The sequence below is a fragment of the Salinivibrio proteolyticus genome (assembly GCF_027286365.1).
Classification (GTDB): domain Bacteria; phylum Pseudomonadota; class Gammaproteobacteria; order Enterobacterales; family Vibrionaceae; genus Salinivibrio; species Salinivibrio proteolyticus.
The window spans coordinates 725678-739785 of record NZ_CP114584.1 but is presented as its reverse complement, the minus strand read 5'-3'; the positions used below and the strand labels follow the sequence as shown (position 1 = coordinate 739785).

Genomic DNA, 14108 nt, shown 5'->3' with positions numbered 1-14108 from the left:
TGTTCGTTCTCGCCACAATCAACTGGCTTATTTTAAGTCCAACCCAAAACCTCTTGGGTGTTGTATGGTTAAGCCTCACGGGCAATTAGTACAGGTTAGCTCAACGCCTCACAGCGCTTACACACCCTGCCTATCAACGTCGTCGTCTACGACAACCCTTTAGAGAGCTCGAAGCTCTAGGGATGACTCATCTCGGGGCCAGCTTCGCGCTTAGATGCTTTCAGCGCTTATCTGTGCCGAACTTAGCTACCGGGCAATGCGTCTGGCGACACAACCCGAACACCAGCGGTTCGTCCACTCCGGTCCTCTCGTACTAGGAGCAGCTCCCCTCAATCATCCAACGCCCACGGCAGATAGGGACCGAACTGTCTCACGACGTTCTAAACCCAGCTCGCGTACCACTTTAAATGGCGAACAGCCATACCCTTGGGACCGACTTCAGCCCCAGGATGTGATGAGCCGACATCGAGGTGCCAAACACCGCCGTCGATATGAACTCTTGGGCGGTATCAGCCTGTTATCCCCGGAGTACCTTTTATCCGTTGAGCGATGGCCCTTCCATTCAGAACCACCGGATCACTATGACCTACTTTCGTACCTGCTCGAGCCGTCACTCTCGCAGTTAAGCGGGCTTATGCCATTGCACTAACCTCACGATGTCCGACCGTGATTAGCCCACCTTCGTGCTCCTCCGTTACTCTTTGGGAGGAGACCGCCCCAGTCAAACTACCCACCAGGCACTGTCCTCACCCCGGATAACGGGGCTAAGTTAGAACATCAAACATACAAGGGTGGTATTTCAAGGATGGCTCCACAGCAACTGGCGTCGCCGCTTCAAAGCCTCCCACCTATCCTACACATGTAGGCTCAATGTTCAGTGCCAAGCTGTAGTAAAGGTTCACGGGGTCTTTCCGTCTAGCCGCGGGTACACAGCATCTTCACTGCGATTTCAATTTCACTGAGTCTCGGGTGGAGACAGCGTGGCCATCATTACGCCATTCGTGCAGGTCGGAACTTACCCGACAAGGAATTTCGCTACCTTAGGACCGTTATAGTTACGGCCGCCGTTTACCGGGGCTTCGATCAATGGCTTCTCTTGCGATAACCACATCAATTAACCTTCCGGCACCGGGCAGGCGTCACACCGTATACGTCATCTTTCGATTTTGCACAGTGCTGTGTTTTTAATAAACAGTTGCAGCCACCTGGTATCTGCGACTGCCCATAGCTCCATCCGCAAGGGACTTCACCGCGGGCAGCGTACCTTCTCCCGAAGTTACGGTACCATTTTGCCTAGTTCCTTCACCCGAGTTCTCTCAAGCGCCTTGGTATTCTCTACCCGACCACCTGTGTCGGTTTGGAGTACGGTTGCTACTTACCTGAAGCTTAGAGGCTTTTCCCGGAAGCATGGCATCAATGACTTCACCACCTTGGTGGCTCGACATCGTGTCTCGGCCTTGATTTCCCGGATTTGCCTAAGAAATCAGCCTACGCACTTGAACCTGGACTACCATCGCCAGGCCCACCTAGCCTTCTCCGTCCCCCCATCGCAGTAAGCAGCAGTACGGGAATATTAACCCGTTTCCCATCGACTACGCCTTTCGGCCTCGCCTTAGGGGCCGACTTACCCTGCCCCGATTAACGTTGGACAGGAACCCTTGGTCTTCCGGCGAGGAGGTTTTTCACCCCCTTTATCGTTACTCATGTCAGCATTCGCACTTGTGATACCTCCAGCATGCCTCTCAGCACACCTTCAACAGCTTACACAACGCTCCCCTACCCAATATCCATAAGGACATTGCCGCAGCTTCGGTGTATCGCTTAGCCCCGTTACATCTTCCGCGCAGGCCGACTCGACCAGTGAGCTATTACGCTTTCTTTAAATGATGGCTGCTTCTAAGCCAACATCCTGGCTGTCTGAGCCTTCCCACATCGTTTCCCACTTAGCGATAACTTTGGGACCTTAGCTGGCGGTCTGGGTTGTTTCCCTCTCCACGACGGACGTTAGCACCCGCCGTGTGTCTCCCGGATAGTACTTACTGGTATTCGGAGTTTGCAAAGGGTTGGTAAGTCGGGATGACCCCCTAGCCTTAACAGTGCTCTACCCCCAGTAGTATTCGTCCGAGGCGCTACCTAAATAGCTTTCGGGGAGAACCAGCTATCTCCGAGTTTGATTGGCCTTTCACCCCTAGCCACAGGTCATCTCCTAACTTTTCAACGTTAGTGAGTTCGGTCCTCCAGTTGATGTTACTCAACCTTCAACCTGCCCATGGCTAGATCACTCGGTTTCGGGTCTAATGCTAGCAACTACACGCCCAGTTAGGACTCGGTTTCCCTACGGCTCCCCTATGCGGTTAACCTTGCTACTAACATTAAGTCGCTGACCCATTATACAAAAGGTACGCGGTCACCCCATCACTAAGTCACCTCTGCTTGATTGGGCGGTTGACCCACGCTGCGCGTGGTTAACCCAATAAACAAAGTGATTGCGTCTCACTAAGGTAAGGTGTCTTAGTGATGGAGCTCCCACTGCTTGTACGTAGACGGTTTCAGGTTCTATTTCACTCCCCTCACAGGGGTTCTTTTCGCCTTTCCCTCACGGTACTGGTTCACTATCGGTCAGTCAGGAGTATTTAGCCTTGGAGGATGGTCCCCCCATGTTCAGACAAGATATCACGTGTCCCGTCCTACTCGTTTTCACGACTAAGGCGCTGTCGGTTACGGGGCTATCACCCTTTATTGCCAGGTTTTCCAACCTGTTCACCTAACGCCTAAGCCACTTAAGGGCTGCTCCGGGTTCGCTCGCCGCTACTGCCGGAATCTCAATTGATTTCTTTTCCTTCGGGTACTTAGATGTTTCAGTTCCCCGAGTTCGCCTCTTAGCGCTATGTATTCACGCTAAGATACCTGCTTATGCAGGTGGGTTTCCCCATTCGGAAATCCCAGACTCAAATGGCTTTTACTGCCTTATCTGGGCTTATCGCAAGTTAATACGTCCTTCATCGCCTCTGACTGCCAAGGCATCCACCGTCTACGCTTAGTCACTTAACCATACAACCCCAAGAGGTTTTATTTACGGCGAGATTGTCTAAAAAAGAAATCTACGTCGCAAAACCACTGAGTGTTGAATCATCAACTAATTAAGGTTTTGTTTTTGCCGGACTCAAAATAGAGACTTTGCTTATCACTAAGACAAAGCCCAAGCACACTTGATTGTGTGAGTGACATTTCTGTCACTGATTGAGAACTTTACTGTCATTCTTAAAGAATGACTTGTCAGCTTTCCAGATTGTTAAAGAGCATGTGTGTCTATCATAAAGACAAACCACTTTATTATTTGCTTTCAGACACAGCTTTTCGCAACAGGAGATAACTGCTGTGAAAAACGAATAATAAAGTGGTGGAGCTATGCGGGATCGAACCGCAGACCTCCTGCGTGCAAAGCAGGCGCTCTCCCAGCTGAGCTATAGCCCCAATATAATATGGCTTTTCTCTTTGAAAGAGAAATGGTGGGCGATACCGGGCTCGAACCAGTGACCCCCTCCTTGTAAGGGAGGTGCTCTCCCAACTGAGCTAATCGCCCATCCTTCAGACTTGGTGGAGCTAGGCGGGATCGAACCGCCGACCTCTTGCATGCCATGCAAGCGCTCTCCCAGCTGAGCTATAGCCCCGCGTCTGAGAAATGGTGGGTTGTACAGGATTCGAACCTGTGACCAATTGATTAAAAGTCAACTGCTCTACCAACTGAGCTAACAACCCAAGTGGCGTCCCATAGGGGAGTCGAACCCCTGTTACCGCCGTGAAAGGGCGGTGTCCTAGGCCTCTAGACGAATGGGACTTTATGCGGATGATTTATCTTCTCTAGCTGCGTTGCTTTCATTGCTCAGCCAATCACATAGTTTTTCTATGCTCAGGCCATTCGCACTTCAAGCGCCTTGCTATCCAAGCAAATCATCACGCCTAAGCAATAATTCCTAGGCGTGTTTGGCATTGGGATGCCAAACCTCTCTTTATACTTTCAACCTATACAATCTGTGTGAACACTCGCAAGAATAGCGTCAGTAAGGAGGTGATCCAGCCCCAGGTTCCCCTAGGGCTACCTTGTTACGACTTCACCCCAGTCATGAACCACACCGTGGTAAACGCCCTCCCGAAGGTTAAGCTATCTACTTCTGGTGCAGCCCACTCCCATGGTGTGACGGGCGGTGTGTACAAGGCCCGGGAACGTATTCACCGCAGCATTCTGATCTGCGATTACTAGCGATTCCGACTTCATGGAGTCGAGTTGCAGACTCCAATCCGGACTACGACAAACTTTAAGGGATTCGCTTAACATCGCTGTCTCGCTGCCCTCTGTATCTGCCATTGTAGCACGTGTGTAGCCCTACTCGTAAGGGCCATGATGACTTGACGTCGTCCCCACCTTCCTCCGGTTTATCACCGGCAGTCTCCCTGGAGTTCCCGACATTACTCGCTGGCAAACAAGGATAAGGGTTGCGCTCGTTGCGGGACTTAACCCAACATTTCACAACACGAGCTGACGACAGCCATGCAGCACCTGTCTCAGCGCTCCCGAAGGCACTCCTCTATCTCTAAAGGATTCGCTGGATGTCAAGAGTAGGTAAGGTTCTTCGCGTTGCATCGAATTAAACCACATGCTCCACCGCTTGTGCGGGCCCCCGTCAATTCATTTGAGTTTTAACCTTGCGGCCGTACTCCCCAGGCGGTCTACTTAATGCGTTAGCTCCGAAAGCCAAAGTCTTAAACCTCAGCCTCCAAGTAGACATCGTTTACGGCGTGGACTACCAGGGTATCTAATCCTGTTTGCTACCCACGCTTTCGCATCTGAGCGTCAGTCTTTGTCCAGGGGGCCGCCTTCGCCACTGGTATTCCTTCAGATCTCTACGCATTTCACCGCTACACCTGAAATTCTACCCCCCTCTACAAGACTCTAGCCTGCCAGTTTCAAATGCGGTTCCGAGGTTGAGCCCCGGGCTTTCACATCTGACTTAACAAACCGCCTGCATGCGCTTTACGCCCAGTAATTCCGATTAACGCTCGCACCCTCCGTATTACCGCGGCTGCTGGCACGGAGTTAGCCGGTGCTTCTTCTGCAGCTAACGTCAAGCAATGCACGTATTAAGTACACTACCTTCCTCACTGCTGAAAGTGCTTTACAACCCGAAGGCCTTCTTCACACACGCGGCATGGCTGCATCAGGGTCTCCCCCATTGTGCAATATTCCCCACTGCTGCCTCCCGTAGGAGTCTGGGCCGTGTCTCAGTCCCAGTGTGGCTGATCATCCTCTCAAACCAGCTAAGGATCGTCGCCTTGGTAAGCCATTACCTTACCAACTAGCTAATCCTAACTGGGCCCATCCCAACGCGATAGCTTACATGTAGAGGCCACCTTTGGTCCGTAGACATTATGCGGTATTAGCCGTCGTTTCCAACGGTTATCCCCCTCGTCAGGGCAGGTTCCCAGCCGTTACTCACCCGTCCGCCGCTCGACGTCCAGTAAATCCACCGAAGCTTCAATACTGCCGTTTCCGCTCGACTTGCATGTGTTAGGCCTGCCGCCAGCGTTCAATCTGAGCCATGATCAAACTCTTCAATTAAAGTTTTTTCGAAACCGAAGTTTCAGCTCAATGAATACTGATTACTGTTTATCTCCGAAGAGAAAAACGAATTGACTGTGCCGAACAACTGTAAAAGTTGTCGTTTGGTCACTCAGTTCATCGAATAAATCTTTTGTCTATTCTCAACGAGTGCCCACACAGATTGCATAGGTCAAATTGTTAAAGAGCGTCGCTCAATCTTGAGCGGGAGTGGCATTTTACGCCACCGAGGCAGTGAGTCAAGCTTTTTGTTTACTTGGCTTTGCTGCCGTTTGTTAGCGCGGTTTGCCGTGCCAACGAGGAGCGAATTATAGGGTGATAAATTTAAGTCGCAAGTCTTTTTTTCAACGAAATTAACCGTTAGAACAAATTATCACCAAAAAGGTACAAAAGTGTGATTCTGATAGGCTCGCGTGTGAATTAGCTCAATGTACTCGGAACATCTGCGATGGAATCCACCACGCAGGTTGCTAACGATTCCCCTTCCTCGGTCACAGGCTTTCCTGATCTCACGAGAATACGGGTAGCCACACCGGCAGCTTGTGCAGCCTTCATGTCATCAGCTTTATCACCGACCATCACCGAGCGTGACATATCAATATCGAGCTCCTGCTGAGCCTCAATCAACATACCCGGCTTGGGTTTGCGACAATCGCAATCAATCCGATACTCACCGACCCCTTCACTGGCATGGTGTGGGCAGTAATAAATACCGTCAAAGTCCACGCCCTTGTCGGCAAAGTTCCAATCCATCCATTCCGTTAGCTGCAAAAAGTCTTGCTCAGAGTAATAACCACGGGCGATACCGGCTTGGTTGGTCACCAGCACTAATAAATACCCTTTTTCTTTTAGGGCGCGGCATGCGTCGAACACACCTTCGATATACTCAAAATTATCGATATCCGCCACATAGCCGTGGTCGACATTGACCACACCATCGCGATCAATAAAAACAGCGGGAAAACTCACTCACAATTCCTCATTCAGTGTCAGGCGATAATTATGACATGCTGCGTGGTTGCTTGCATCTTTGCATACTCAATGAAACTCGCGTGTTAAGATTAGCGTGCGTCTATTAACCGAACTTCACCCTATGCAAGATACTTTCTCTATCTCTCCTGTTGGCACTTTGATTTCTCCGTTTAAAGAAAAGTTTGCTGTGCCGCGACAACCGGGCCTAGCGCCTAGTGCCTTGGCATATATTGAATTGCGCGGTGACGCGAATCAGCTTGATGCGGTAAGAGGCATTGAGCAGTTTTCCCACCTTTGGTTACTATTCTTGTTCGATCGTAATTTAGATAAAGGTTGGTCCCCGACAGTTCGTCCCCCGCGTTTGGGTGGAAACGAGCGAGTCGGCGTCTTTGCCAGTCGTGCGACCTTTCGTCCCAATGGTATCGGCATGTCGGCGGTAGAGCTGGTTCGCGTTGAGTCTACTCCGGGCCAAGTCCGGTTAGTCGTACGGGGGTGCGATCTTGTCAATCGAACGCCAATTATCGATATCAAACCTTATATCCCCTACTCTGATTGTCTTGATAGTGCTCAGGGCGGGTTTGCTCAGCAAAAGCCTGACTTGATGCCAGTTCATTTTTCCAACCCCGCCCTCGCGACACTCTCTCAACATCCTGAGGGCACATACCAACGCCAAGTGATTGAAGAGGTGCTCGCACAAGACCCTCGCCCTGCCTATAAAAAGGGCAAGCCAGATGCTAAGCACTATGCCGTCCACCTGTTCGATTTCAATGTGCGTTTCACGGTGTCTGACGACCAGATTCACGTTGAGACCATAGAAGCTTTTGTCGAAACTCCCCCGCGCTGTTAATATGCCCTACTTATTATTGATCGCTAATATCAACGGATAACTTTAAATGCGTACCAGTCAATATCTGCTTTCTACTTTGAAAGAAACCCCTAGCGACGCAGAAATTGTCAGCCACCAGCTGATGCTGCGCGCAGGTATGATTCGTAAACTTGCTTCAGGTCTATACACTTGGCTGCCGACCGGTGTACGAGTGCTACAAAAAGTTGAGCGCATTGTACGGGAAGAAATGAACAAGTCAGGCGCTGTCGAGACGCTTATGCCAGTGGTACAGCCTGCAGATCTATGGCAAGAAACAGGACGCTGGGAAAAGTTTGGTCCAGAACTGCTTCGCATCGCGGATCGTCACGAACGTCCCTTTGTACTTGGACCCACGCATGAAGAAGTGATTACTAACTTGGTGCGCAACGAGATTAACTCGTATAAGCAACTGCCGATCAATCTGTATCAGATTCAAACCAAATTCCGTGATGAAGTTCGTCCGCGTTTTGGCGTGATGCGTTCACGTGAATTTATCATGAAAGATGCATATAGCTTTGATATCGATAAAGCGGGTATGGAGCAAAGTTACGAGAAAATGCGTGCCGCCTACTGCGCCATTTTTGATCGTATGGGCCTTGATTACCGCGCGGTATTGGCAGACACAGGAGCGATTGGTGGCTCCGCGTCACATGAGTTCCACGTACTTGCTGGTAGCGGAGAAGACCTGATTGCTTTCTCCACCGAGTCCGATTACGCCGCCAACATCGAAAAGGCAGAAGCACTCGCGCCTAAAGATCAGGCTGAGGCGCCAACCCAAGCGATGGAATTAGTCGACACGCCAAATGCAAAAACCATTGCCGAGTTGGTGGAGCAATTTAAGTTGCCGATCGAAAAAACCGTCAAGACCTTGTTTGTTAAGGCCTCTGATGAAGTAGACGCCGACCTGATCGCGCTGATTATCCGCGGCGACCATGAACTCAACGAAGTGAAAGCAGAAAATCTTCCTGAAGTTGCAGCGCCATTAACCTTTGCGACAGAAGAAGAAATTCGCGCCTTAGTCGGTGCCGGTCCCGGTTCACTAGGTCCGGTCAATCTTCCTGCGCCGTTTATTGTCGATCGCAGCGTCGCGGTAATGAATGATTTCGGCGCCGGTGCCAACATTGACGACAAACACTACTTTGGCATCAACTGGGGCCGTGACGTTGAACTTGGCCAAGTTGCCGATTTGCGTAATGTGGTTGAAGGCGATCCTAGCCCATGTGGCAAAGGCACCTTGATGTTTAAGCGCGGTATTGAAGTTGGCCATATTTTCCAACTGGGTAACAACTACTCGGAAAAAATGGGCGCAGGCGTCCTCGGCCAAGATGGCAAAAATACAACCCTAGAAATGGGCTGTTATGGTATTGGTGTGACACGTGTAGTTGCCGCTGCGATTGAACAAAACCATGATGAAAATGGCATCATTTGGCCAGACGCGATTGCACCGTTTACCGTGGCGATTGTGCCGATGAATATGCACAAGTCTGAGCGTGTCCGTGAAGCGGCTGAAAAGCTTTACGCTGATCTTACTGCTGCCGGTATCGAGGTACTCTTTGATGATCGTAAAGAACGTCCTGGGGTAATGTTCTCAGACATTGAGCTAGTAGGTGTGCCGCATACCATCGTAATCGGTGAGCGCAGCATGGATAATGGCGTATTTGAATATAAGCATCGCCGCGACGGTGAGAAAGTGCCGTTCGCTATCGACGACGCCTTATCGTTTATCCAAGCAAAACTGGCTTAAGCCTTATCGTCTAGAGAGTAAATGCCCCGCGTTGCGGGGCATTTTTTTAACCGATCGCTTGCTGGTACGCTTTTTCAGCAAATGACCAATTCACCACCTTCCACCACGCGTTCACGTAGTCAGGACGTTTGTTCTGGTAGTTAAGATAATAAGCGTGTTCCCAGACATCACACCCTAAAATCGGTTCACCTTTGACCTCTGCAATATCCATCAATGGATTGTCTTGATTAGCCGTTGAGGTGATCGCAAGCTGACCATCCTCTTTCACCACCAGCCATGCAAAACCTGAACCAAACTGACCAATTGCCGCCTGACTAAAAACCTCTTTAAATGCATCAAGCGAGCCGAAGGTCTCGACAATCGCATCGTAGAGTGCGCCTTCTGGCGCAGGCTTAGGATTCGGCGTCATCGATTGCCAGTAAATCAGGTGGTTATAGTATCCTCCCCCATGATTACGAATCGCTGCTGGCAGCGACGAGATATCTCGAAACAAATCCTCAACCGGCTCACCATCGCGGTCTGTCTCTTTTATCGCAGCCACGAATTTATCGAAATAGGTTTTGTGGTGACGCTGGTGATGAATGCGCATGGTTGCCTCATCGATATGCGGTTCGAGAGCATCATAGGCATAGGGTAAATCGGGAAACGAATAAGTCATCTTGTCACTCCATCGATTAATTGACCTCCTCACCATAGATCGAATTGATAATGATTTTCAACCTCATTATCTATAATGAAAAAGAAACGGACGTTGTGATGACTAACGCGCGACAGGGCGCGTGAAGTAACTATAATCAAGCTGTTAGCCTTTTAACGTCGTCGGTTATATGTCTACACACAAGCCTAAAATCGCTCTCGTTCTGACTGGTGGTGGTGCGCGTGCGGCCTATCAAGTCGGTGTATTGGCTGCCATTGCTGAATGGTACCCTCGCGTTCACACCAGTCCATTTACGATATATTCCGGCACATCTGCCGGAGCAATCAATGCGGTGTCTCTGGCTAGCTACGCGTCATCTTTTCGACTTGGCGTCAAAAAGTTGTCATGGCTGTGGCATCGGCTCGATACATCGCGTATTTTTGCCAGTCAGCCTCTTGGTCTGTTAAGTCACCTCGCTAGCCAAACAGGACAGCGCTTTCAGTCACGCTATCAACCCACTTCACCTTTTGGCCTGTTAAATAATCGCCCATTGCGTGAATTGCTTAATCAAACCATTAATTTTAATAAGTTAAACTATCAATTACTGTCCGGTCACCTTCATGGCCTATCGGTGACCGCTTCCAACTATCAAACCGGCCAATCGGTCAGTTTTTTTCAAGGTGATGCCAGTATTTCGCCATGGGAGCGGGCACGAGCTGTCGGCCGACGCAGCCAACTCTCGACAGAGCATTTACTGGCCTCTTCAGCCATTCCTTTCGTGTTCCCTGCCTCACGCATTGGCCATGAGTTTTATGGGGATGGTGCGATTCACCAAATCGCCCCTTTGCGACCGGCGATTAAAATGGGGGCGGAGCGGATCCTCATTTTGGATTTAACCACAGGTATTCGCACTGCTGGCAATATCGACCCGTCAGCGCCAGGACTCGCGATGCTGGGCGGTCACCTGATGAACGCAATATTTGCTGATACCTTGTCGGCCGACTTAGAAAACTTGCAGCGCATGAACCAAATTCACCTTGCCCTGAACGACGCGCAGCGCCACCAGCTAGGATTAAGAAAAGTGAATGTCCTACACCTGCGTCCATCGGTCCCTTTCGAGCCCGTAGCCAAGCGTTTTTATCGCCATATGCCCTTTGCCGCACGTGCCCTGTTAAGGCTTTTAGGCATCAATGCCTCACAAGATGCTACCTTTGCCAGTTATTTATTGTTCGAGCCGGCATATCTTCGCCAGTTAATTGACATCGGCTACCAAGACGCACAGAATCACAGATCCCAAATCCTCTCCTTGTTGATAGAATAGTCATCCAAAAAGAACGAGATAGATCGCAGCCAAACGACGTCTCTTCGCCTTGATAATAGGCTGGCATGGATTCTGCTTATTCAGCATGACCCACAAATCAGATAGCTGTTGATTATTAATGACTGCCTCGCACTTAAAGCAATTCACACACTCTGGCATCGCCCCGCGTAAAGTTCCGCTGGGTGCTGATCAGCGTTTGTTGTTGCTACAAAAACTGCAAGGACACCTCGATATCAAGGTATTGTTTGAGGTGTATGCACGAGAGGTAGAAAAGCAGATTGATATTGGTCGTATCATTTGGGAGCACGACGAAATCTCAAATATTATCCGTCGGGGTGAGCAACATACTTTCCGCCAAACCTTCGCGATTAAATTTAATAAGCAACCATTAGGGGTGCTGCAGTACTCCACTCCGTATAAACTTGATCCGGATGAAATTAGCTTATTACACACCTACCATAAGTTGCTTGCCGGTCCGCTGACCAATGCGGTTGAATATACCCGTGTAAAGAACATGGCACTGCTGGATGGATTAACCGGACTGCACAACCGAACCAGCTTTGAGCAGGATTTGCAGCACGCGGTTGCAGTTTGTGAGCGGCAAAATATTGGCTTGGTCATGATGATGTTCGATATGGATAATTTTAAACAAGTCAATGATAACTATGGCCACCTAGACGGTGATAAAGTGCTTCGTCGTTTTTCGCTGCTGGTCAAAGAGGCCGTGCGTGGTAGCGACCGCTGTTATCGCTTAGGCGGTGACGAATTCGCGGTGTTGCTACAGCCCGCCGGTGATGATTCAGTCGCCAATGTCACCCATAGAGTCAAACATCTGGTCACCAATGACCGATTACTCAGCGCGCACGATATCAGCGCCTCGGTTGGCTATGCCCAATATCGTAAAGGCGATAACAGCGTTTCGCTTTATGAGCGTGCCGATCAGAGCATGTATCGCCAAAAACGCGCTCGCTAACCCTTTTCTCAACGCCTCTCCTTTCGCTATAGTGCGTGCAGTACTATTGAGGAGATCCATTATGAAAGTTGCAGATTGCTGTGAACTCATCCGCCAGCGCTATGCCGAGATTGGCAGTGGCGAACAAGGCTACATTCCTGCAGCTATCAGCTGCGCGCTGAAAGCATTAAATGATGTCGCAAGTGACGAGAGTGTTTCGCCAGCTCGTCGTGAACAAGCCGCATTTGCTGCTGCCAATTTATTGATTAGCGATCACGAGGATTAAGATGGATTTGAAAAACTATGCCTCGATGGATCCTGTCATGCTCATGAGCATTATTAACATGAAGCTACGCGATGAGTTTGCCAGTTTAGAGGACTTAGTACGTTACTATGATATCGACCGCGACACCTTGTGTGCGCGCTTAGCGGATGCTGGCTTTACGTATTTAGAAGACGCCAAACAGTTCCGTTAACTCATCTCGCCTTGCCTGTTAAGCGGCGATAAAAAAAGCGGACCGATGTCCGCTTTTTTAGTGTCATCATTTGGCTTTTAGCCAAGTGAGACCCACAACACTGTGGCTACCAACACAGGGCAAACAAACTTCACATACACAGGCCAGATTTTCCAGAACAGACTCTGCTCAATATCATCATAACCTTCGCGCAATGCCGCTAGCTTGCGATCACGCGACCAAATCCAACCACCAAATAGACAGAAAAGTAGCGCCGCAAAAGGTTGGAAATATTGGGTCGCCACCTTCGCAACTAAGCCAAATAGCGCACCGAAGTTAAACACAATCACCGCACTGCAGAGCGCAATCACACCCCCTAACACCCAGCTGGTGATTTTCCGGCTTGAGCCCAAGCGCTCACTGGCCAGCGCTACAGGACACTCCAGCATAGAAATCGAGGATGTCAGGGCCGCGATAGTCATCAGCAAAAAGAAGACGAGAGAAACATACGGGCCTGCCGCGCCTAAACTTTCAAATAATAAAGGCAACACAGTAAACACCAAGGTATCGGCACTGAGCAAACTGCCGTCTTGCGCATAAATCTCAACGCCTTGATGCATGGCAACAAACATCGCTGGCAACACCACTAGCCCGGCAATCACCGCCACTGCGGTATCGACCAAAGTGACACTCAGTGCCATTTTCGGCAGGTTTTCTTTGTGGCTAAGGTACGAGCCATAAATCAGCATGGAGCATCCGCCAATCGTCAGAGAGAAGAAGCCCTGTCCCATGGCTGCTAATAGCAAATCTTTGTCCATCACTTTGCTAAAGTCGGGGATCAGGTAGTGCTTTAAGCCTTCTGTCGCGCCGGGTAGCGTCATGATATAGACAAACATCGCAGCAAAGAGGACAAACAGCGCGGGCATGAGACGGGTTGACCAACGCTCAATCCCCTGCTTAACCCCCGCCTGTACGATCACAATGGTGAGCACATAAAACACCACCGCCCCAAAGAGATTACGTGATGCTGAGAAGCCTTTTAACCAAGCGGATGCGTCTGAAAACTGGAAAATGTCTGCCACCGCAGCCAATAAAAAAGAGACTAACCATCCGCCTACAATGCTGTAAAACGCCAAAACCATACAAGGTACAGCCAAGCCAATCAGCCCCACGCCACTGCCAAAACGCTTCAGAAGAGGGTTATCACTCAGCGCACGCATGCTGTCCAACGGGTTAGCGCGGCCATGCCGACCAATCGCCATCTCCACCACCAACATGGGAAAGGCAACGAGTAAGATCATCAGTAAGTAGACTAATAAAAAAGCGCCGCCCCCGTTGCTCGCCGCCTGCGTTGGGAACCCCCAAATATTGCCTAGTCCCACAGCCGCGCCGGCTGCAGCAAGGACAAAGCCTATTCGGGTGCCAAATAATTCACGACTCGATGCCATTACTTCTTTACCTCAATGTATCATTAGACTAGTACATTAAGTAATTCGGACAATTTTAGCAAGTGTCGTTTATCTGACTGGTGGTTTTATGAGCAGG

The 14108-nt window shown here is 49.9% G+C and carries 9 protein-coding genes, 5 tRNA genes and 2 rRNA genes; 6 read left to right on the top strand and 10 right to left on the bottom strand.

Annotated elements, in window-relative coordinates; all coding sequences use genetic code 11:
• Positions 1-64: 64 nt before the first annotated feature.
• The 8 genes from N7E60_RS03600 to gmhB form a co-directional block, all read right to left on the bottom strand.
• A 23S ribosomal RNA gene (locus N7E60_RS03600) occupies positions 65-3051 on the bottom strand.
• A gap of 347 nt (positions 3052-3398) precedes the next feature.
• Positions 3399-3474, bottom strand: a tRNA-Ala gene (locus N7E60_RS03595).
• A gap of 33 nt (positions 3475-3507) precedes the next feature.
• Positions 3508-3583: transfer RNA gene (locus N7E60_RS03590), tRNA-Val, on the bottom strand.
• A gap of 12 nt (positions 3584-3595) precedes the next feature.
• Positions 3596-3671 (bottom strand) — tRNA-Ala (locus N7E60_RS03585).
• A gap of 12 nt (positions 3672-3683) precedes the next feature.
• Positions 3684-3759: transfer RNA gene (locus N7E60_RS03580), tRNA-Lys, on the bottom strand.
• A gap of 3 nt (positions 3760-3762) precedes the next feature.
• Positions 3763-3838 (bottom strand) — tRNA-Glu (locus N7E60_RS03575).
• Between the two features lie 224 nt (positions 3839-4062).
• Positions 4063-5617 (bottom strand): 16S ribosomal RNA (locus N7E60_RS03570).
• Together the 16S and 23S rRNA genes with 5 tRNA genes alongside form the textbook arrangement of a ribosomal RNA operon.
• Positions 5618-6037: 420 nt before the next feature.
• Positions 6038-6586, bottom strand: a complete 549-nt coding sequence (gmhB, locus tag N7E60_RS03565) for a D-glycero-beta-D-manno-heptose 1,7-bisphosphate 7-phosphatase (RefSeq protein ID WP_096631095.1) — start codon at positions 6584-6586, stop codon at positions 6038-6040.
• A gap of 124 nt (positions 6587-6710) precedes the next feature.
• On the opposite strand from gmhB, the gene tsaA reads away from it, so the two are divergent.
• A complete protein-coding gene (gene tsaA / locus N7E60_RS03560) occupies positions 6711-7436 on the top strand; it encodes a tRNA (N6-threonylcarbamoyladenosine(37)-N6)-methyltransferase TrmO (protein ID WP_077455968.1) in 726 nt (241 codons plus the stop codon).
• Between the two features lie 46 nt (positions 7437-7482).
• Positions 7483-9198 (top strand): proline--tRNA ligase, encoded by a 1716-nt coding sequence (locus N7E60_RS03555; RefSeq protein WP_069588640.1) that lies wholly within the window; start codon positions 7483-7485, stop codon positions 9196-9198.
• 46 nt (positions 9199-9244) lie between these two features.
• On the opposite strand, the gene N7E60_RS03550 is transcribed toward N7E60_RS03555, so the two are convergent.
• Complete coding sequence (locus N7E60_RS03550) at positions 9245-9856, bottom strand: superoxide dismutase (RefSeq protein ID WP_096631093.1); 612 nt, start codon at positions 9854-9856, stop codon at positions 9245-9247.
• A gap of 169 nt (positions 9857-10025) precedes the next feature.
• On the opposite strand from N7E60_RS03550, the gene N7E60_RS03545 reads away from it, so the two are divergent.
• From N7E60_RS03545 to N7E60_RS03530, 4 genes are all read left to right on the top strand, one after another.
• On the top strand, positions 10026-11156 hold the full coding sequence (locus N7E60_RS03545) for a patatin-like phospholipase family protein (RefSeq protein WP_069588636.1): 1131 nt from the start codon (positions 10026-10028) through the stop codon (positions 11154-11156).
• A gap of 118 nt (positions 11157-11274) precedes the next feature.
• Positions 11275-12129, top strand: coding sequence for a GGDEF domain-containing protein (locus N7E60_RS03540; RefSeq protein WP_069588634.1), 855 nt, complete (start codon positions 11275-11277; stop codon positions 12127-12129).
• A gap of 61 nt (positions 12130-12190) precedes the next feature.
• Entirely contained in the window at positions 12191-12394 is a 204-nt protein-coding gene (locus N7E60_RS03535) for a YaeP family protein (RefSeq protein WP_069588633.1), read from the top strand.
• 1 nt (position 12395) lies between these two features.
• A complete protein-coding gene (locus tag N7E60_RS03530; RefSeq protein ID WP_269598160.1) occupies positions 12396-12584 on the top strand; it encodes a DUF4250 domain-containing protein in 189 nt (62 codons plus the stop codon).
• A 77-nt stretch (positions 12585-12661) separates the two neighbouring features.
• On the opposite strand, the gene N7E60_RS03525 is transcribed toward N7E60_RS03530, so the two are convergent.
• Positions 12662-14011 (bottom strand): sodium-dependent transporter, encoded by a 1350-nt coding sequence (locus N7E60_RS03525; RefSeq protein WP_069588629.1) that lies wholly within the window; start codon positions 14009-14011, stop codon positions 12662-12664.
• Positions 14012-14108: the final 97 nt, after the last annotated feature.

Bases quoted from the DNA above. Each gene is read 5' to 3' on its own strand.
- tsaA (WP_077455968.1), top strand. From the start codon at position 6,711: ATGCAAGATACTTTCTCTATCTCTCCTGTTGGCACTTTGATTTCTCCG.
- N7E60_RS03555 (WP_069588640.1), top strand. From the start codon at position 7,483: ATGCGTACCAGTCAATATCTGCTTTCTACTTTGAAAGAAACCCCTAGC.
- N7E60_RS03550 (WP_096631093.1), bottom strand. From the start codon at position 9,856: ATGACTTATTCGTTTCCCGATTTACCCTATGCCTATGATGCTCTCGAA.
- N7E60_RS03545 (WP_069588636.1), top strand. From the start codon at position 10,026: ATGTCTACACACAAGCCTAAAATCGCTCTCGTTCTGACTGGTGGTGGT.
- N7E60_RS03540 (WP_069588634.1), top strand. From the start codon at position 11,275: ATGACTGCCTCGCACTTAAAGCAATTCACACACTCTGGCATCGCCCCG.
- N7E60_RS03535 (WP_069588633.1), top strand. From the start codon at position 12,191: ATGAAAGTTGCAGATTGCTGTGAACTCATCCGCCAGCGCTATGCCGAG.
- N7E60_RS03530 (WP_269598160.1), top strand. From the start codon at position 12,396: ATGGATTTGAAAAACTATGCCTCGATGGATCCTGTCATGCTCATGAGC.
- N7E60_RS03525 (WP_069588629.1), bottom strand. From the start codon at position 14,011: ATGGCATCGAGTCGTGAATTATTTGGCACCCGAATAGGCTTTGTCCTT.